The organism is Pseudonocardia parietis (assembly GCF_017876315.1).
Classification (GTDB): Bacteria; Actinomycetota; Actinomycetes; order Mycobacteriales; family Pseudonocardiaceae; genus Pseudonocardia; species Pseudonocardia parietis.
The window spans coordinates 1,460,525-1,479,203 of sequence record NZ_JAGINU010000001.1; the positions used below are offsets into that span (position 1 = coordinate 1,460,525).

The window sequence follows — 18,679 nt, forward strand, 5'->3', positions numbered from 1 at the left end:
TGTGGGGGTGGAGATGCAGAATGTGGCCGGGATCCGGATGGCCGATCCGGTCCTGGCCGAGGCCACGGCGGACGGGCTCAAGCGGGTCGAGGACCTGCTGCACCGCGAGGTGCACAGCGACTACGAGTTCGTGACCGAGACCTCGCTGCATCTGATCGAGGCCGGTGGCAAGCGCTTCCGGCCGCTGTTCACGCTGCTCGCCGCGCAGATCGGGCCGCACCCGGAGCGGGACGGGGTGATCACCGCGGCGGCGGTGGTGGAGCTGATCCACCTCGCCACGCTGTACCACGACGACGTCATGGACGAGGCCGCGATGCGCCGTGGCGCGGAGTCGGCGAACTCCCGCTGGGACAACTCGGTCGCGATCCTGACCGGTGACTTTCTGTTCGCGCACGCGTCCCGGCTGGTCGCCGACCTCGGCCCGGACGCGGTCCGGATCATCGCCGAGACGTTCGCCCAGCTCGTCACCGGTCAGATGCGCGAGACGCGGGGCCCGCGGGCGTCGGACGACCCGGTGGCGCACTACCTGCGGGTGGTCGCGGAGAAGACCGGCTCGCTGATCGCCACCTCGGGCCGCTACGGCGGGATGTTCTCCGGTGCGCCCGCGGAGCACGTCGAGGCGCTGCGCCGGTTCGGCGACCTCATCGGGACCGCGTTCCAGATCTCGGACGACATCATCGACATCGCCAGCCCCGCCGACGACTCGGGCAAGACACCGGGCACCGACCTGCGGGAGGGCGTGCACACCCTCCCGATGCTGTACGCGCTGCGCGACGGCGACGACTCGCCGTCGGCGCGGCGGCTGCGCGAGCTGCTGGCCGCCCCCATCACCGACGACGCCGAGGTCGCCGAGGCACTCGACCTCCTGCGCTCCGGGGACGGGCTGCGCAAGGCGAGGGAGACGGTCAGCGGCTACGCCGACCGCGCCCGCGCCGAGCTCGCCGTGCTGCCGGCCTGCTCGGCGATCGAGGCCCTGCGGACCCTGACCGACTACACCGTCGATCGGGTGGGGTAGGCCCTCACGGGCGGCTGCGGCGCCGCACCAGGTCGAGGGTGAACACGACCAGGGCGAGCCAGATCAGCACGAAACCGGCCCAGCGGGCCGCGGACATCTGCTCGCCGACGACGAGCACGCCCCAGAGGAACTGCAGCGTCGGGTTGATGTAGAGCAGCACGCCCAGCGTGGACAGCGGGAGCCGGCGTGCCGCGGAGCCGTACAGCAGCAACGGCAGCGCGGTCGCCGGACCCGCTGCGAGCATGAGCAGCAGGTGCCACGGGCCGAGCTCGAGGAACGTCCCGGCGCCGGACGACTCCAGCACCAGCAGGTAGATCGAGGCGGGGATGAGCAGGACCAGCCCCTCCGCCGTGAGGCTGGCCGCCGCAGGTACCCGCACGGTCGCCTTGAACAGGCCGTAGATCCCGAACGAGCAGGCCAGCGTCATCGACAGCCACGGGACGGTCCCGTTCCCGACGGCGATCACCCCGACCGCGACGGCCGCCAGGCCCAGCGCCGCCCACTGCGCCACGCGCAACCGCTCCCGCAGGACGACGACGCCCAGCAGCACCCCCACCAGCGGTGTCATGTAGTACCCGAGCGCGGTCTCGACGACCCTGCCCACCGAGACGCCCCAGATGAACACGCCCCAGTTCACGGCGATGAACATCGCGGCGGCGGCCATCGCGAGCCAGCCGCGGACGTCGAGCCGCCGCAGGTCGCCCCAGCCGCGCAGGACGGTGAGCACCACCGACATCAGCACGGTCGTCCAGACGATCCGGTGGGCCAGCACCTCGACCGGCGTCGCCGGGTCCAGCAGGGGCCAGAACGCCGGGAACAGACCCCACAGCACGTAGGCGACGACGCCCGTCGTGAGGCCCTTCGGGTCGAGCTCACTCCGTTCGGGTGTGAGTCGATCGGGGGAATGGGTCGTCATCGCGTTACCGTCCTGTGGCACAGCACGGGCACCATGATCCGGCACGGGTGTCCGGGCGCGTGAGCGTCCCGACGCCCGTACACGGTCCGTGATACCAAGCACTGCGCCCGGGGCGGCCCCGGGCGGACGGAGGTCCGGTGATGGACTGGATGTGGGCACTGCTCGCCATCGTCGTCGTCCTCGTGGTGGTCGGGCTCCTGGTGGCCCGGACGCGCGGGAACGGCGGCGGAGCGGACGACGCCGCGGAGGGCTCGGCCCGGTCGGGCGGGCGCGGCGCCCCGGCCGCGTCCGGCGCCTCGGAGGCGTCCGGCGCCCCGGACACGCGGCGGGACCCCGGTACCGGGCGGATGTTCGACACCGCCGGGGCCGTCGACCCCGCCGCCGCGGCTGCCGGAGCGCACACTCCGTCCCCGGACGCGGCCCCCGATGCACCCGCAACCCCTGCCGCCGCGACCGGCCGGGATGTGCCGCGCGGCCGTGGAGACGCCGGCTCCGGCCGGGCCGGCAGTGCGTCCGGGTCTGCCGAGCGGGACGTGACTGCAGCGGCTGTGCGGAGGGCCGGGGTCGGCGACACCGCCGCGGCTCGGGACGAGTCTTCCAGGAGCGCGGCCGGGCCCCGTTCATCGAATGACCGGCACGAGGGCGGTGCCGCACCCGGTACGAGCGCGCCGCGCGGTGCTGCGTCGGGCAGCGCCGTGTCGGGCAGCGCCGTGTCGGGCAGCGCGGTGTCAGGCAGCGCCGCGTCGGACAGCGCTGCGTTGGACAGCGCTGTGTCGAACAGCGGTGCCGTGTCGGGCAGCACCGCTTCGAGCAGCACCGCTTCGGACAGCACTGCGGGGAGCCGTGCCGTGTCAGGCAGCGGCGAACCGAATAGCGCTGTGTCGGACGGCATCGCGTCGGACAGCTCTGCGGGGAGCGCTGTGACGGGCAGCCCTGTGTCTGGCAGCCCTGTGTTGGGCAGCGCTGCGCCGGGCAGCGGCGCGCCGGACAGCGCCGCTGTGTCGGGCAGCAGCGCACCGGACAGCGCCGTGTCGGACCGCGCTGCCTCGGGTAGCGCTGCGTCGGGCAGCGCCGCGACGGGAGCATCGGATCGGGCAGGCAGGACCGCGACCGACGACGACCGTGACACCGCGACCGGGGGCGCCGGGGCCGTACCGGCCACATCTGCTGCCGCCGACGGGAACGCGGCCGTCCACGGAAGCTCAGCTGCGGCCGGAAGCCCGGCTGCGGCCGGAGGCTCGGCTGCGGCCGGAAGCTTGGCTGCCGCCGGAAGCCCTGGTGCCGTCGGAAACCCGGCCGTCGACCAGTACCCGGCCGTCGACGGGAACTCGGCTGTCGACGAGTACCCGGCCGTCGACGGGAACTCGGCTGTCGACGGGAACTCGGCTGTCAGTGGAAACCCGGCTGCCGGCGGGAGCTCGGCTGTCGCCGGGGGCCTGGCCGCTGGTGGGAACCCGGCTGCCGGTGGGAACCTGGCCGCCGGCGGGGACACGGCTGCCGGCGGGCATGCCGCTCCCGATGAACCCGGTTCAGGCACGACCGTGCCGGGCGGCATCGCAGCGGGGGCAGCGGCCCCCGCCCGTGGCACCGCGACCGACGAGCGGGGCACCGTGACGGGTGGCTCGGCCGCCGACTCCGGGACCGAACCGGTGGACCGCGCCGCGGCGACGGAGGCCCCCGACAGCACCGGCAGGAGCACCGGGGCCGCGCCCGATGCTCCGGCGATCCCCGAGCAGCCGGGCCACGACGACGACCCGTCCGGGCCCGGCCGCCATGCCCTGCACGAGGGCGTCGATCCCGGGCCACTGCCCGAGGTCGACCTGCCGGAGCAGGGCGGACCGCTCGAGCCGCTCACAGCGCAGACAGGGTCACGAGGAACGTCGGCACCGACCGGAGGGTCGGCCCTCGCCGCGCTGGACGCGCGTCTCCTCGGCCCGACGGCGACCCCGTGGGACACCGGTCCCCGGCCAGGTCCGTACCGGGGCTCCGTGCTGGCACCGACCGACGGTTCGGAGCCGCCCGAGACCCATCGGGTGAAGGTGCACAGCGGCTCGCGCCGGTTCCATACGCTCGAGTCCCCGTACTACGTCCGTACCCGGGCCGATCTCTACTTCACCGGGGAGCAGGAGGCCCGGGGAGCCGGGTTCATCGCCTGGTACGAACGCCCCGGCGCCCGCTGACCGACCATCGCCGGCAGGTCCCGGAACGGCGAACGGCCCCGGCGCCGAAGCGCCGGGGCCGTCGTGGAGCGGGTGCCGTCAGACGATCGTCCAGGAGTCGTGGCCGTTGAGCAGGGCCTGGAGGTCGGCGTCGGGGTTCTTCTCGCGCGCGGCCTGGACCTGGGCGCGGGCGGCGTCGTCGTAGGTGGGCCGTGGGGCGTTGCGGAAGATGCCGGTGACCGTGTGGTTGAGGTCCTGGTCGGACAGCCGCGACAGGGCGAACGCGAGCTCGTGGTCGGTCGCGTCGTGGACGACGATGTCGGACTCGTCGACCGAGGCGGCCTCGACGACGCCGAGCCCGAATCCCTTCCGGACGACGGCGTAGGAGCCGTCGGGTCCGAAGCGGATGGGTTCACCGTCGGCGACGGGCACGATCCGCTGTTCCTTGGTCTCGGGCTTGCGCAGGACGTCGAAGCTGCCGTCGTTGAAGATCGGGCAGTCCTGGAAGATCTCGACCAGCGCGGATCCGCGGTGTGCGGCCGCGGCGCCGAGGACGGCCTGCAGGCCCTTGCGGTCGGAGTCCAGGGCCCGGCCGACGAAGCTCGCCTCGGCACCCAGTGCGAGGGAGATCGGGTTGAACGGGTGGTCCAGCGATCCCATCGGGGTGGACTTGGTGACCTTGCCGACCTCGCTGGTCGGGCTGTACTGGCCCTTGGTGAGCCCGTAGATCCGGTTGTTGAACAGCAGGATCTTGATGTTGACGTTGCGGCGCAGGGCGTGGATGAGGTGGTTGCCGCCGATCGAGAGCGCGTCGCCGTCACCGGTGACGACCCACACCGACAGGTCCGGACGGCTGGTGGCCAGCCCGGTCGCGATCGTCGGGGCGCGCCCGTGGATGGAGTGCATCCCGTAGGTGTCGAGGTAGTACGGGAAGCGGCTCGAGCAGCCGATCCCGGAGACGAAGACGGTGTTCTCCCGCTTGATCCCCAGGGTGGGCATGAACTGGCGCACGGCGGCGAGCACGGCGTAGTCACCGCAGCCGGGGCACCAGCGGACCTCCTGGTCGGAGGTGTAGTCCTTGGCGGTCTGCTTGGCGTCGGTGGTCGGGACCCCGTCCAGGCCGCCCGATCCGATGCCGGGCAGGCCGAGGTCGGTGGCGGTCATGCCTGCGCTCCAGTGATCTCGGTTGCGGCCTCCGGGTGGGTGCCGGTCAGGTAGTCGAGGAACACGTCCTGGAGTTCCTCGGCACCGAAGGGCAGCCCGGCGACCTTGGTGTAGCTCTTGATGTCGACCAGGTGCTGGGCGCGCAGCAGCAGCGCCAGCTGTCCGAGGTTCATCTCGGGGCACAGCACCGTGCGGTAGGAGCGCAGGACCTCACCGAGGTTGGCCGGCATCGGGTTGAGGTTGCGCAGGTGCGCGGTCGCGACACAGTGGCCGAGCTTGCGCACGCGGCGCGCGGCGGCGTTGATCGGGCCGTAGGTCGAGCCCCAGCCGATCACCAGTAGATCGGCGCCGGCGCTGTCGGGGCCGTTGTCGGGGTCGTCGACGGTCAGGTCCGGCACCTCGATGCCGTCGATCTTGGCCTGGCGCAGCCGGACCATCCGGTCGTGGTTGTCCGGGTCGTAGGAGATCGCGCCGTGGCCGTCGGCCTTCTCCAGCCCGCCGACCCGGTGCTCGAGCCCGGGGGTGCCGGGGATCGCCCACGGCCGGGCCAGGGTCTCGGGGTCGCGCAGGTACGGCCAGAACTCGCCGGACCCGTCGGGGGCGTTGGGCTCGGTCGCGAATCCCGGGTCCACGTCGGGCAGCGTGTCGACGTCGGGGATGCGCCACGGCTCGGAGCCGTTGGCCAGCGCACCGTCGGAGAGCAGCATCACCGGTGTCCGGTAGCGCACCGCGATCGTGGCTGCCTCGACCGCGGCGATGAAGCAGTCGCCCGGGGTGGACGGTGCGATCACCGGCAGCGGCGCCTCACCGTTGCGCCCGTGCAGGGCCTGCAACAGGTCGGCCTGCTCGGTCTTGGTCGGCAACCCGGTCGAGGGCCCGCCGCGCTGCACGTCGATCACCAGCAGTGGCAGCTCCAGGGCCACGGCCAGCCCGACCGTCTCGGCCTTGAGCGCCACGCCCGGGCCCGAGGTGGTGGTCACGCCCAGGGCGCCGCCGAACGCGGCACCCAGTGCGGCGCCGACACCGGAGATCTCGTCCTCGGCCTGGAACGTCGTCACGCCGAACGCCTTGTGCCGCGACAGCTCGTGCAGGATGTCGCTGGCCGGGGTGATCGGGTAGCTGCCCAGGAACACCGGCAGGTTCGTCGTGCGGCCCGCGGCGATGAGCCCGTAGGAGAGCGCGATGTTGCCGGTGATCTGGCGGTAGGTGCCCGGGTTCAGCTTCGCCGGGGCGACCTCGTAGGTCACCGCGAACGCCTCGGTCGTCTCGCCGTAGGCGTGCCCGGCGCGGAACGCGAGGATGTTGGCCTCGGCGATGTCGGGCTTCTTGGCGAACTTGTCGCGCAGGAACCGCTCGGTCGACTCCGAGGGGCGGTGATACATCCACGACAGCAGCCCGAGCGCGAACATGTTCTTCGCCCGCTCGGCGTCCTTCTTCGACAGCCCGGTCTCTTCCAGCGCGCCGCGGGTCAGGGTCGCCATGGCGACCTCGTGCACGGCGTACTGCTCCAGGGACTCGTCCTCGAGGGGGTTCGCCTCGTAGCCGACCTTGGTCAGGTTCCGCTTCGTGAACTCGTCGGTGTTCACGATCAGCACCCCGCCCGGGGGCAGGTCGCGGATGTTCGCCTTCAGCGCCGCCGGGTTCATCGCGACCAGCACGTCCGGCCGGTCGCCCGGGGTGAGGATGTCGTAGTTGGCGAAGTGCAGCTGGAACGACGACACACCGGGCAGCGTCCCGGCGGGCGCCCGGATCTCGGCCGGGAAGTTCGGCAGCGTCGACAGGTCGTTGCCGAAGTTCGCCGTCTCCGAGGTGAACCGATCCCCGGTGAGCTGCATCCCGTCACCGGAGTCACCGGCGAACCGGATCACCACCCGGTCACGCTGAACGACCTCGGAGTCACGAGACTCGACAGAAGTGTCGCTGGTCGTCATGGGTAGATCGGCCCCCGGTTCCGTCGGAAGTGCGGTGCTACATCGAGGTTAACCGCCGGTTCGGTCGAACGTCCCGCCGCCCTGTCCCACGTCACAGGCGTCTGCCGGGTTCCGGAAGTGTGGTCGGTCACTTCTTGCTGATCTTCTTCTGCAGGGCCGCGACCCGCTCGGCGAACGCCGCCGAGTGCACGCTCTCGGCCTGCGCGCGGACCTCGATGTCGGTCGCGTCGGCGTGCGAGTCCAGCCGGGACGTCACCCGCATGGTCGACTTCGTGGTCGTGATGAGATCGCGCGGCGCCGCGGCGGCCCGCCCGGCCAGCTGCATCGCGCCGGCCAGCAGCTCCTCGTCGCTGTCGTAGGCGCGCCAGGCCAGGCCCACCCGCTCGGCCTCCCGCGCGTCGAGCACGTCGCCGAACAGCGTCATCGCGGCGCTTCCCTGGGCGCCGAGGGCGCGCTGGGCCATCCACGTGTACCCGCCGCCGGGGTGCAGCCCGAGCTGCATGAACCGGACGTCGAACCGCGCGGTCGGGCCGGCGAGGCGGACGTCGCAGGCCAGTGCGAGGTTGATGCCGGCGCCGACCGCGGCACCGTTCACCGCGGCGAGGGTGGGCAGCGGGGAGGACGCGATGGCGAGGAAGCCGGAGTAGACGCGCTTGAGCGTGGCCGGGTCGGCCTCCTGGAGCTCGGCCAGGTCGCCCCCGGCACAGAACGCGGGCGGCTCGCCGGTGACGACGATCGCGCCGACACGTTCGTCGTCGTTCGCCGCGTCGACCGCCTCGACCAACCTCTGGGACAGCTCCAGGTTCAGCGCATTGCGTCGCGCCGGATTGGCCACGGTCAGCACCGCAACCCCGTCGGTGATCTCGGTCCGGACGTCGATGTCACTCATGCCCTGGATCATCCATGCCGGGCCGGTCACCTGCGCGTGACGGGTCTCACGGAACGGAACGCCTCGGAGCCCGCAGCGGCCCGTCCTCGGTCACAGCCGGGAACGTCGTGCCCGGTACGTCCGTTCAGCAGGTGGACACCCGCAGTACCGCACGGAGGGATGAGGGCGGCGTGCACAGCCACATGAACGGCCTGAAGACGGCCGTGCTCCTCGGCGCCATGAGCGCACTGATCCTCGCGATCGGTGGACTGATCGGAAGCCGGACCGGTCTGATGATCGCCCTGGTCGTGGCGCTGGGAATGAACGGCTGGGCCTACTTCAACTCGGCGAAGCTGGCCCTGCGCTCGATGCACGCCCAGCCGATCACCGAGGCCGAGTACCCGCACCTGTTCCGGATGGTCCGCGAGCTCAGCAAGAAGGCCCGCCAGCCGATGCCTGCGCTCTACATCAGCCCGACCGACGCACCGAACGCGTTCGCCACCGGCCGCAACCCGCGCAACGCCGCGGTCTGCGTGACCACCGGCCTGATGAACCTGCTCGACGAGCGCGAGCTGCGCGCCGTGCTCGGCCACGAGCTCTGCCACGTCTACAACCGGGACATCCTGATCTCCTCGGTGGCCGGTGCGATGGCCTCGGCGGTGTCGTTCATCGCCAACTTCGCGATGTTCGCCGGCATGTTCGGCGGGAACGACGAGGACCGTCCGAACCCGATCGCGATCATCCTGGTCGCGATGCTCGGCCCGGTCGCCGCCGGCGTCGTGCAGATGGCGGTGAGCCGGTCCCGGGAGTACCAGGCCGACGCGTCCGGTGCCGAGCTGAGCGGGGACCCGCTGGCACTGGCCTCGGCGTTGCACAAGCTCAAGTACGGGACGGCCGCGGCCCCGTTGCCGCCGGACCCGCGGCTCACCGCGCAGTCGCACCTGATGATCGCCAACCCGTTCCGGCCCGGCGAGAAGATGGCCCGCTGGTTCTCCACCCATCCGCCGATGGAGGACCGCATCGCCCGGCTCCAGGCCATGGCCCGCTGATCCGGCCGGGGCCACCGGAGGCCCGTCGCGTGCGGCGAGGTCGCGGGTTCGTAACGGTCGCGGGGGTCGGTTGCGATGAACGGGGTAGCAGAGCTCCCCCTGCGGAAGAGGACCCATGAGCGAGAACCCCGGCCACAAGCCCCGGCACGCACTGTCCGAGACCGGCCCGTCCGTGCCCGCCCAGAGCGGCCCCCGGGACGCCGCGGCCGGCGGTGACCTGTCCGGGGAGGACCTGTTCCGCCCCGGCGGCGCCGCCGAGGTCACCGGGTGGCTGAGCGTTCCCGAGCAGGCAGCGGCGCCCGAGGAGACCGGCTCCGCCCGCTCCACGGTGATCCCGCAGCCGTCCTCGGCCGGGGACGATCTGTCCGGCGACAACCTGTCCGGAGACGACCTGTCCGGGGGCGATCTGTTCGGGGACGCGCCCACCCAGGCGCTGTCGGCGATCCCGCGTCCCCGCGAGGACGGATCCGCACGCGGGTACCCGTCGGTCGCGGTGCTCGCCCGGCTGCCCGAGCCGTTCCGGCCGGCACCCGTGCAGGGTGCGGCGGCGCCGTCGTCGGGCAGTGCGGGGTTCCGGCTCCCGGAACTGCCGCCGACCGTCCGTCCCGTGCTGCCCGCCGTGCTGGGAGCGGCGACCGCGTTGATCCTCGCCCTCGGCGTCGTCGCCGGGGTGAACGGCGCTCCGGACCCGGCGGCCGCCCCGGTTCCTCCCGCGCCGGTATCGAATCCCTGACCGTTCTGATTCGATCTCCCCATGGGGATCGGGTGGGAGGACTACCGCGGCCACGACGCCGTCGGGCTGGCCGGGCTGGTCGCGGCCGGTGAGGTGAGCGCGGCGGACCTGCTGGAGGCGGCGCTGGCCCGCGCCGAGATCGTCGAGCCGACGGTCAACGCCATCCGGCTCCGGATGACGGACACCGCCCGTGCCCGTGCCCGCGGCGAGCTCGCCGGCCCGTTCGCCGGCGTCCCGTTCCTGGTCAAGGACCTGTCCCAGCACATCGCGGGGGTCCCGACCGGCAGCGGGTCGCGGCCGCTGGCGTCGTTCGCGCGCCCGGAGACGTCCACCGTGGTCCGTCGCTGGACCGATGCCGGGCTAGTGATCTTCGGCCGGACCGCGACGCCGGAGTTCGGCGCCCGGGCCGTGACCGAGCCCGCTGCCGGCGGCCCGACCCGCAACCCGTGGGACTCGGCGCGGACACCCGGTGGCAGCTCCGGCGGCTCGGCCGCCGCGGTGGCGGCGGGGATCGTCCCGGCCGCCGGGGCGAGCGACGGCGGCGGCTCGATCCGCATCCCGGCCGCCGCCTGTGGCCTGTTCGGTCTCAAGCCCGGGCGCGGCGTCGTCCCGTCCGGGCCGGAGGTCGGCGAGGGGTTCCACGGCGCCGCCGTCCAGGGGGTGGTGTCCCGCACGGTGCGTGACTCCGCCGCGCTGCTGGACGTGATGGCCGGACCGGCCCCCGAGGGCCCGTACACGGTGCGTCCCTCGGAACGCCCGTACGCCGACGCGGTGCGCGAGGACCCGGTGCCGCTGCGGATCGGCGTGAGCACGGCCTCCCCGCTGGGCGGCGCGGTGGATCCGCAGGCGGTCGCCGCCGCCACCGATGCGGCGGAGCTGCTCACCTCGCTGGGGCACGTCGTGGAGGAGTCGGCCCCGGCCGTCGACGGTCGCGCGCTGGCGACCGACTTCCTCACCACCTGGTTCGCCATGATCGCGTCCCAGGTGGACGGTGCGATCGCGCTCACCGGGTGCGGTGAGGACGCGTTCGAGACCGAGACCCGGGTGATGGCCGCGATCGGCCGGGCGACGCCGGCACCGGCGTACCTCGCCGCCCTCGGCCGCTGGCAGGCCCACACCCGCGCGCTGGCCGGTTTCCACGAGCGCTACGACCTGCTGCTCACCCCGACCCTGGCCCGGCCGCCGTGGCCGATCGGGGCGCTCGACCTGTCCGGGCCGATGAAGCTGGCGGCGACGGGCCTGCTGTCGGCCGGGGCGGGCGGGCTCCTCGGGCGGATGAACCTGGTCGAGGGTCTGGTCGACGCCAACTTCGCCCCGGTGCCCTTCACCCAGCTGGCGAACCTGACCGGGCGCCCGGCGTCGTCGGTGCCGCTGTACCGGACGCCGGACGGGCTCCCGCTCGGCGTCCAGTTCGTCGGGCGCCCCGGAGCGGAGCCGGAGCTGCTGGCGCTGGCCGCGCAGCTGGAGCGGGCCCGGCCCTGGGCACACCTGCGACCGGCGCTCTAGCCGGGCACCGCGGGCTCGAGGAGGCGCGCCAGGGTGCGGATCCGGGCGCGCTGGACGTCCGCGGCGGCGGGGGAGTGGTGCAGCAGCCCGTCGACGGCGTGCACGACGGTCCGGGCGAGCTCGCCGGGGTCCTCGCCGCCGGGCCGGCGGGACAGGTGGAACGCGACCTCCCGCGTGCAGTCCTCGCGCAGCGCGTCCACGGCGGCGACCCCGCCCGGGGTGCGGGTGGCGAAGCCGGCGAACAACGCGTGCAGGTGCGGGTGGTCGGCGTGCAACGCGACGGCGGTGTCGGCGATCCGTAGCACCGCCGTCACCGGGTCCGGCGGGTCGGCGCGCAGGGCGGCGAACTCGGCGTCCAGTGTGGTCCGGCATGTCTCCCGGGCACAGGCTGACGTGGGGTTCTGCGCACCGCGGCGACCTCCCTGGCGACGGTTCGGACGCGAGTTGTCGCGGGTCATCCGACCACGGAGGCTAGCCCCTTGACCAGCGTGTTCCTCCTCGACTACCCGCTGCGGATCCTGCCCGGCCTCACCGTGCTCGCGGCGGCGTTCCTGGCGCTCGGGCGCTGCGCCCCGCTGCTGCGGATCGTCGTCGCGCTGCTCGGCTTCGTCCTGCTGCGCGACGCGATGACCCCGCTCGGGTTGTGGTCGCTCGGTACCACCACGAACGGCGCCGTGTGGCTGCGGTTCGCGCCGGACCCGATCGTCCTCATCGGACTCGGCGCGTCCGGTGTGCTGCTCTCGCTCGCGGTCGCGTTCGGACCGCGGGACCTGCGGGGGCTGGTCGTGTGGGGCGGGCTCGGGCCGCGTGCGCTGCTGCATGCGCTCGGTGCGGCCGCGGTGGTGCTGGTCCCGCTCGTCGTGCTGCTGCGGACGGTGCCGCTGGACCAGCGCGGGGGTGCGGTGGCGGTGACCCTGCTGCCGGCGCTGGCGGTGCTCGCGTTCGGCGGGAACCTGCTCGAGGAGGTGCTGTTCCGCGGACTGCTGCAGGGCTACCTGGCCGGTCCACTCGGCTACGACCCGGTGCGCACCGTGCTGCTGTCCGGGCTGCTCTTCGCGTCCGGCCACGTGTTCCTCGCCTCGACGGTCACGGACCTCGGATGGCCGATCCTCGCGTTCACCCTGGCCGAGGGGCTGGCGTGTGCGTGGGTTCGCCTGCGACACGGTGTGCTCGCCGCGACCGTCACGCACGGGGTGGTGATCCTGGTCCTGGCGTCGGGCATCTGAGGGGAGCCGAACCGCCTACGGCCGGGATGGGCGAGCGAGACCGACGGCGGCGACGACGCCCCGGGAGCCGTCAGCTCGGCGAACCGTCGGATCGTCTGCGCGAGATCGGGAAGGTGGTGCACATCGCCCGGACCGGCATCATCGGGTCGGCGGGTGCGCCGTGAACCGCTCGATCGAGCCGCTGGCTACCCTTGACCAACGGCGTTTTACCGAGCGGTGGCGAGAGGTGGACCATTTCGATGGGCGATGAGCTGATGCAGATCGGTCAGGTATCGACGCGCATCGGCCTGTCGCTGCGAACCATCCGGCACTACGACGAGGTGGGCCTGGTGACGCCGTCGGCGCGGTCGTCCGGTGGGTTCCGTCTCTACACCGAGGCCGACGTCGACCGGCTCGCGTTCATCAAGCGGCTCAAGCCGCTCGACTTCAGTCTCGAGCAGATCAAGGAGCTGCTGTCGACCGTCGACGGGCTCCGGGAGCCGGACGATCTCGGGTCGGGCCGGGTCGATGACCTCCTCGGTCGCCTGGCGATGTTCCGGGCGGCGACGGACAGTCGGCTGGAGGCGCTGCGTCACCAGGTCGACAGCCTCGAGTCGTTGTCGCGTGATCTGAAGAACCTCGACGCATCCACCCGGTCGAGGAACGCCTCGCGTACTGCTGACTGAGCTCCGTCGTACGCCAGATGGACCGGCAGTGTGCCGGCCGACCTGCTCAGCACGGACGCCGCGCACCGCGAGGTGCTGGACGACATCGCCCGCCTCGATACGGGGAGACCTACCGGGTCGCCGCCGCCGGTTCCGCGGGTTCTCGCCGCCGCCGGATCCGAGCAGGCACATCGGCATGCTTCCATCGCATCGCCCGGCGCTCGACGAGGAACCACGAGGCTGCGGCGACGGGCACGGTGGACAGGAGCCCGACGGTGACGAACAGCGCGGTCGGAAGGGCGGCCAGCGCCGTCAGGTTGAGCACCTGGTGCATCGGCCAGTGGTAGATGTACACGCCGTAGGACAGGTCGTGCCGCATCGACCAGGACAGCCGCTGCCAGGCCCCGAACCAGACGAAGACATAGGCGAGCGGGGCGGCGCCGAGCACCCGGTAGTCCTCGAACAGGAACAGGCTGACCCCGACCAGGGCCACCGCAATCAGTAGCAGGTCCGCTCGCGCCACGATCCGGTCCGCGAACAGGTAGCCGAGCATGCCCAGGACGAACACGAAGCCGAGGCGCAGAACCCGGTCGTTCACCAGGATGTCGACGCCCGCCTCCTGGAGGATCGTCAGCAGCGCGCACCCGCCGGCGAGCGCCAGTACGACCCACCTCCGGCGGCGGAGGACCCCGAGCACCCCCAGCGCGAGGACCAGGGCGTAGCACCCGGCTTCGAAGAACAGGGTCCACAACGCACCGTTGAAGCTGACACCCTCCGGGGTGCCCTCGAGAATGCTCGCGATGTCGTACTGCAGGACCAGAAGACCGGAGTTCGCCAGCACATAGCGCAGCGCAGACGGCGCGCCCGTGAACGCCAGACCGGCCGGGTCGCCACGCAGCAGCGCAGCGATCGGTGCCGCGACGAACGCGACCACGAGCAGGCAGGCCCAGAACCCCGGCATGATCCGCAGGAAGCGGTGCCACACGTAGCGCAGCGGTGAGTCGAGCCGCAGGAAGCTCCGCGCCACCAGGAACCCGCTCAGGATGAAGAAGCCGTCCAGGCCGATGTCGCCGAGCAGCGTGTTCCCCCACGACGGCTGGCTTCCCGTGTGGATCCCGATGCCGTGCGTGATCCCCACGACGGTCGCGAACAGCAGTCGAAGCACGTCGAACGCGTTGCGCTGTGGATCGAACCTGCTCGACAGCAAGACCCCGTGCCCGCTTCCCTCGTGTGGCCCGACCTCGTACCTCGAGAACACTACATTCACGAGACAGTAGAGTTCACAATGGCCCGAACGGACTAGGCAAGCGGTAGAATCGCAGTTCAAGTGGCTGTTATGGCGATCTGAACAGGGGGAGCAAGGGGTCTTGCGGCCGGTAAAGTCTGACGTGGGGGTAGAGTTGGGTGGCGCTGTCGTCCAGGTCGGCACCCTGGTGAGCCGTACGAGGTGCCCCGAGCGGGCATCTGGAGGGCAGGTGCAGGACGAGGTCGATGCACCCGCACGTCGGGTCTGGTCGGGCGCCGTCGACCAGACCCGGACGCTGGTGGCTTCGGTGCTCGCGTTGTACCGGGCCTGTACCTGGGCGGGCTACCTGTAGTTCGTGAACTGCAGCGCGATCCCGAAGTCCTTCGACTTCAGCAGCGCGATGACGGCCTGGAGGTCGTCCTTCTTCTTGCCCGAGACGCGCAGCTGGTCGCCCTGGATCTGGGCCTGGACGCCCTTCAGCTTCTCGTCCCGGATCGCCTTGCTGATCTCCTTGGCCTTGTCCTGCTCGATGCCCTGCAGGATCTTGCCGCTCGCTCGGTAGGTCTTACCGGAGATCGCGGGCTCGTCGGCCTCGAACGCCTTCAGCGAGATGCCGCGCTTGATCAGCTTCTCCTTGAAGACGTCGATCCCGGCGCGCAGCCGCTCCTCGGTCTCGGACTCGAACGTCACGGCCTCCTCACCGGACCACGAGACCGTGGTGTTCGTCCCGCGGAAGTCGAACCGCTGCGACAGCTCCTTCACCGCTTGGTTCAGCGCGTTGTCGACCTCCTGACGGTCCACCTTGCTCACGACGTCGAACGACGGGTCGGCCATCTCGGGTGTCCTCCTCGGGTGGTGGGCCCCCTCGTCGGGGCTCGTCGGATCGTGTCGTATCCTCGTTCACGCACCGAGCGAGAGCGACGTGCACCCCGGCTGGTTGCCCGAGCGGCCAAAGGGAGCGGACTGTAAATCCGTCGGCGTAGCCTTCCCAGGTTCGAATCCTGGACCAGCCACAGCAGGACAAAGAGACCCCCGACCAGCGGAAACGCTGGGACCGGGGGTCTTTTTCGTTTCGGGTGGTCACCGCTGGGGCAACAGCCTGGGTACGGCGCGGACGTAGATCACCATTCCGAGGAGCTCGACGAGGGTCTGGGTCACCACGACGGCGGCGGTGATGGCGTACGGGGCGGGCAGTGCGAGGGCCAGGGGGAGCACGACCAGCGAGTTGCGAGTGGCACCGCTGAAGATCAGTGCGCGGCCGGTCGGTGGGTCGAGCCGGAACACCCGCGCGGTGGCCAGGCCGACGCCGGCCATGACGAGCAGGAACGCGGCATAGATCGGGATGACCGCGGCGATCTGGCCGAGCTGGTCACCGACCGCGGGAATCTGGCTGGCGACCACCACGAACAGGGTCAGGGCCATCAGCGGCACCATCGCGGCGTGCATGGCCGCGGTGACCTGCCGGCCGGCGCGGTGGCGCGCGGCGACGATCTCGGTGAGCCCGGCCAGCAGCAGTGGCCCCACGATCAGGACCAGGAACGCCTCGAGGAACGGGCCGACCTCGACGATGTCGACCAGCCCGGGCCCGAGGAACGCGAACAGGAGCAGTGGCAGGGCGATGATCTGGATGAGCATCAGCAGCGGTGACGCGGCGACCAGACGTGGGGCGGCGCCGCCGGCCAGGCCGGTGAACACGATGACGTAGTCGATGCAGGGCGTGAGCAGGGTCAGCAGCACCCCGAGCAGCACCGCCCGGCTCAGCGGCAGCCACAGGGTGAGCGCAGCGACGACCGCAGGGACCAGCACGAAGTTCAGCACCAGCGTGGCGGAGAGGAACCGTAGGTCGCGCAGCGCCCGTGCGATCGCGGTGAAGGGAACCTGCAGGAAGGTGGCGTAGAGCAGCGCGGCCAGGAACGGGTAGATGCCCAGCTCGGCCCAGGGCGCCGCGGCAGGCACGGTGAGGCCGACTGCGGCGCCGGTGACCAGGGCGCCGAGGTAGATCACGATCTGGTGGCGTTCGAGCCGGGCCACGGACACGGAGAGCCGTCCTCACAGCTGGAACTCGGGTACCGGGACCGGTGTGCCACCGTCCGCGAGCGATCGGCCGGCGACCACTCCGACCAACGAGGCGGCGACGGCCGGGCGGACCGGCACCAACGGCGGGGCTCCCTCGTCGATGGTCGCGCGAAAGGCCTGCAGGATCCGGACCGTACCCTCGGCATCGGGCTCGATCGTCCGCCCGCCGAGGACGAGACGATCCGGCACACGCACCTCGTCACGGACCGCGCCGGCCGGGCTCGCCCATGGCTCGGTCCGGAACCGGACCGACCACGCGTCATCGCCCTGCGCGCGACGGGACTCGACGAGCCCGTGCGTCCCGCGTACCGAGACCCAGCTCCAGTGGCTGTCCGGCTCGCCCTGCAGGAAGCCGTGCCGGGTGACGGCCACTGCACCGGTGGACAACCGCACGACCATGACGACAGCCGTCGCCCGTTCCTCCGTGCCGATGCCGTGCGCCGTGACCGTCGTCGGACGGGCACCGGTGATCGCGAGCACCGGACTGAGGGTGTGTGTGCAGTACGCGGTCGGTGAGATCCGGTTGCGCCAGTGATCGGGGGCCCCGAGCAGGCTCCGCAGCGCGTCCGGGGCCAGGCCGTGCAGGTACTCGGCCTCGATCAACTCGACGTCGCCGACCTCGCCCGCCGCAACCGCATCGCTGATCATGCGCACGTGGGGCAGCGCGACGTAGTTCTCGGCGAACGAGTAGGTCGCGCTCGAGTCGTCCGCCGCCGCGACGAGCTGCCGCCCCTCTGCCTCGTCGGCACAGGCCGCGGTCTCGGAGAGCACGTGCACGCCCGCCTCGAGGAACGCGACTGCCCGTGGGGCGTGGGTGTCGAAGTCGTCGGCGAGGACCACACCGTCGAGCCCCATGTCGAGCAACTCGGTCCAGTCCCGCGTGTGGCGGGGCAACTCGGTGCTCCCGAGGTCGCGGATGTCGCAGCCCACGACGACCTCGAACCCGAGCTGTTCGGCCCAACGGGCCAGGTGCCTGCCCTGCACGCCGAGCCCGACGACTCCGATCCTCCGCCCCACAAGGGCCACTGTGGTCGCGGACCGGACGCGGTAGCAAACTACTTCTGCACGCGGAAGCGGAGCGTCGTCACGGGACCCGACTGCGTGTTGCTGATCGGTTCGAGGCCGATCCTGCCGAGCCCGGATGCCGAGAACCGCACGCCGTTGCCGAGCAGCACCGGCAGGACGTACACCAGGATCTCGTCGACGAGGCCCCGCTGCAGGCACTGACCGGCCACGTCGGCTCCGAGGATCTCCAGGTTCTTTCCACCCGCGGCGGCACGCGCCGTGGCGACGGCCTCCTCGAGATCGCAGGTGAGGAAGGTGACCCCCGGCTCCGGCTCGTCCGGTGGCCGGTGGGTCAGGACGAACACCGGGCCCCCGTCGTAGTCGGTGCCCTCGGCTTCGTGGTCGGTGCGCTCGGCTGACATCCGCTTGCCGACCTCGTGGGTGTTCCGCCCGACCAGCATGGCGCCGGTGGCCTGCATGACCTCGGTGAACGCAGTCTCGGTCCGGTACTCGAGGACCCCGTCCATCGCGTCGCCGGGGCCGGCGATGAAGCCGTCCAGCGACATCGCCCTGTTCACGACAACCTGGCCCGGGCCGGCATCCGTATCGCTCATACCGGTGCTGACCCGGCGCACGTCACGAATTCATCGCCTACTCGTCCCACACGATCCCGACCGAGTCCAGGCGCGGCTGGTCGAAGCCCCACAGGAACTCCAGCGTCTCGCGTGGATCGTCGTTGTGGATCCGGTGGGGCACCGCCGTCGGGATCCACAGCGTCGAACCGGGCTCGCCGCGGATGACCTCGTCACCGATGGTGAACTGCGCCGACCCCCGGATGATGTAGTACCACTCGTCGGCGTGCGGGTGATGGTGGAGCAGGTGTACCTCGCCGGGGCTCAGCCAGGCGAGACCGACCATCAGTCGCTCGGAGCCCACGAGCTGCTGCGATACGAGTTCGACCAGCCGTCCCCGATCTCGCGGGTCGCCGCCGGCGCTCATCCAGGACTCGTCGGTGGCGTCGCTCTGGTCGACGACCGGCTGGTCCTGCGCCCTGATGTGGAATCTGCTCATCGGTTTCCTCCGCGTGTCGAAACGTGTGGTCGGGCTGCCGTCGCCCGTGCTTGACTCGATCAGCACTCCG

19 protein-coding genes and 1 tRNA gene are annotated in these 18,679 nt (G+C 71.8%); 9 read left to right on the forward strand and 11 right to left on the reverse strand.

What is annotated here, in order from left to right; translation table 11 throughout:
* Positions 1–13 precede the first annotated feature (13 nt).
* Entirely contained in the window at positions 14–1,015 is a 1,002-nt protein-coding gene (locus tag JOF36_RS06955; RefSeq protein ID WP_210035227.1) for a polyprenyl synthetase family protein, read from the forward strand.
* 4 nt (positions 1,016–1,019) lie between these two features.
* On the opposite strand, the gene rarD is transcribed toward JOF36_RS06955, so the two are convergent.
* Positions 1,020–1,931: an EamA family transporter RarD gene (rarD, locus tag JOF36_RS06960; RefSeq protein WP_210025578.1), complete on the reverse strand. Its 912-nt coding sequence runs from the start codon at positions 1,929–1,931 to the stop codon at positions 1,020–1,022.
* A gap of 1,541 nt (positions 1,932–3,472) precedes the next feature.
* On the opposite strand from rarD, the gene JOF36_RS06965 reads away from it, so the two are divergent.
* Entirely contained in the window at positions 3,473–4,111 is a 639-nt protein-coding gene (locus JOF36_RS06965; protein ID WP_210025579.1) for a sunset domain-containing protein, read from the forward strand.
* Positions 4,112–4,189: 78 nt separating this feature from the next.
* Here JOF36_RS06965 and JOF36_RS06970 read toward each other — a convergent pair whose 3' ends face one another.
* From JOF36_RS06970 to JOF36_RS06980, 3 genes are all read right to left on the reverse strand, one after another.
* Entirely contained in the window at positions 4,190–5,254 is a 1,065-nt protein-coding gene (locus tag JOF36_RS06970; RefSeq protein WP_210025580.1) for a 2-oxoacid:ferredoxin oxidoreductase subunit beta, read from the reverse strand.
* Positions 5,251–7,185, reverse strand: coding sequence for a 2-oxoacid:acceptor oxidoreductase subunit alpha (locus JOF36_RS06975; RefSeq protein WP_210025581.1), 1,935 nt, complete (start codon positions 7,183–7,185; stop codon positions 5,251–5,253). The genes JOF36_RS06970 and JOF36_RS06975 overlap by 4 nt, the downstream gene beginning before the upstream one ends.
* Positions 7,186–7,312: 127 nt before the next feature.
* The gene (locus tag JOF36_RS06980; RefSeq protein WP_210025582.1) at positions 7,313–8,074 is read right to left on the reverse strand and encodes an enoyl-CoA hydratase; all 762 of its coding nucleotides are present in this window, start codon (positions 8,072–8,074) and stop codon (positions 7,313–7,315) included.
* 170 nt (positions 8,075–8,244) lie between these two features.
* Between JOF36_RS06980 and htpX the strand changes: the two genes are divergently transcribed.
* The 3 genes from htpX (at position 8,245) to JOF36_RS06995 (ending at position 11,341) form a co-directional block, all read left to right on the forward strand.
* Positions 8,245–9,102, forward strand: coding sequence for a zinc metalloprotease HtpX (gene htpX / locus JOF36_RS06985; RefSeq protein WP_210025583.1), 858 nt, complete (start codon positions 8,245–8,247; stop codon positions 9,100–9,102).
* Positions 9,103–9,217: 115 nt separating this feature from the next.
* Positions 9,218–9,835: a hypothetical protein gene (locus JOF36_RS06990; RefSeq protein WP_210025584.1), complete on the forward strand. Its 618-nt coding sequence runs from the start codon at positions 9,218–9,220 to the stop codon at positions 9,833–9,835.
* A 21-nt stretch (positions 9,836–9,856) separates the two neighbouring features.
* Positions 9,857–11,341, forward strand: coding sequence for an amidase (locus tag JOF36_RS06995; RefSeq protein WP_210025585.1), 1,485 nt, complete (start codon positions 9,857–9,859; stop codon positions 11,339–11,341).
* On the opposite strand, the gene JOF36_RS07000 is transcribed toward JOF36_RS06995, so the two are convergent.
* Positions 11,338–11,799: a hypothetical protein gene (locus tag JOF36_RS07000; RefSeq protein ID WP_210025586.1), complete on the reverse strand. Its 462-nt coding sequence runs from the start codon at positions 11,797–11,799 to the stop codon at positions 11,338–11,340. The genes JOF36_RS06995 and JOF36_RS07000 overlap by 4 nt on opposite strands.
* A 30-nt stretch (positions 11,800–11,829) precedes the next feature.
* On the opposite strand from JOF36_RS07000, the gene JOF36_RS07005 reads away from it, so the two are divergent.
* Entirely contained in the window at positions 11,830–12,567 is a 738-nt protein-coding gene (locus JOF36_RS07005) for a CPBP family intramembrane glutamic endopeptidase (RefSeq protein ID WP_307862742.1), read from the forward strand.
* A gap of 191 nt (positions 12,568–12,758) precedes the next feature.
* The gene (locus JOF36_RS07010; protein ID WP_307862252.1) at positions 12,759–13,232 is read left to right on the forward strand and encodes a MerR family transcriptional regulator; all 474 of its coding nucleotides are present in this window, start codon (positions 12,759–12,761) and stop codon (positions 13,230–13,232) included.
* 109 nt (positions 13,233–13,341) lie between these two features.
* On the opposite strand, the gene JOF36_RS07015 is transcribed toward JOF36_RS07010, so the two are convergent.
* Positions 13,342–14,418 carry an acyltransferase family protein gene (locus tag JOF36_RS07015; RefSeq protein ID WP_210025588.1) on the reverse strand — a complete coding sequence of 359 codons (1,077 nt, stop codon included), beginning with the start codon at positions 14,416–14,418 and terminating at the stop codon, positions 13,342–13,344.
* A 268-nt stretch (positions 14,419–14,686) separates the two neighbouring features.
* Between JOF36_RS07015 and JOF36_RS40005 the strand changes: the two genes are divergently transcribed.
* Positions 14,687–14,809 carry a hypothetical protein gene (locus JOF36_RS40005; RefSeq protein WP_281071148.1) on the forward strand — a complete coding sequence of 41 codons (123 nt, stop codon included), beginning with the start codon at positions 14,687–14,689 and terminating at the stop codon, positions 14,807–14,809.
* On the opposite strand, the gene JOF36_RS07020 is transcribed toward JOF36_RS40005, so the two are convergent.
* Entirely contained in the window at positions 14,800–15,291 is a 492-nt protein-coding gene (locus JOF36_RS07020; protein ID WP_210025589.1) for a YajQ family cyclic di-GMP-binding protein, read from the reverse strand. The genes JOF36_RS40005 and JOF36_RS07020 overlap by 10 nt on opposite strands.
* A gap of 97 nt (positions 15,292–15,388) precedes the next feature.
* On the opposite strand from JOF36_RS07020, the gene JOF36_RS07025 reads away from it, so the two are divergent.
* Positions 15,389–15,470, forward strand: a tRNA-Tyr gene (locus tag JOF36_RS07025).
* Positions 15,471–15,537: 67 nt separating this feature from the next.
* Here JOF36_RS07025 and JOF36_RS07030 read toward each other — a convergent pair.
* Genes JOF36_RS07030 through JOF36_RS07045 form a run of 4 tightly spaced genes read right to left on the reverse strand, consistent with a single transcriptional unit; the run spans position 15,538 to position 18,609 of the window.
* On the reverse strand, positions 15,538–16,494 hold the full coding sequence (locus tag JOF36_RS07030; protein ID WP_210025590.1) for an arsenic resistance protein: 957 nt from the start codon (positions 16,492–16,494) through the stop codon (positions 15,538–15,540).
* 12 nt (positions 16,495–16,506) lie between these two features.
* Positions 16,507–17,550 carry a Gfo/Idh/MocA family protein gene (locus tag JOF36_RS07035; protein ID WP_210025591.1) on the reverse strand — a complete coding sequence of 348 codons (1,044 nt, stop codon included), beginning with the start codon at positions 17,548–17,550 and terminating at the stop codon, positions 16,507–16,509.
* Between the two features lie 38 nt (positions 17,551–17,588).
* Entirely contained in the window at positions 17,589–18,152 is a 564-nt protein-coding gene (locus JOF36_RS07040) for a dihydrofolate reductase family protein (RefSeq protein WP_210025592.1), read from the reverse strand.
* 37 nt (positions 18,153–18,189) lie between these two features.
* Positions 18,190–18,609, reverse strand: a complete 420-nt coding sequence (locus tag JOF36_RS07045) for a cupin domain-containing protein (RefSeq protein WP_210025593.1) — start codon at positions 18,607–18,609, stop codon at positions 18,190–18,192.
* Between the last annotated feature and the right edge of the window lie 70 nt (positions 18,610–18,679).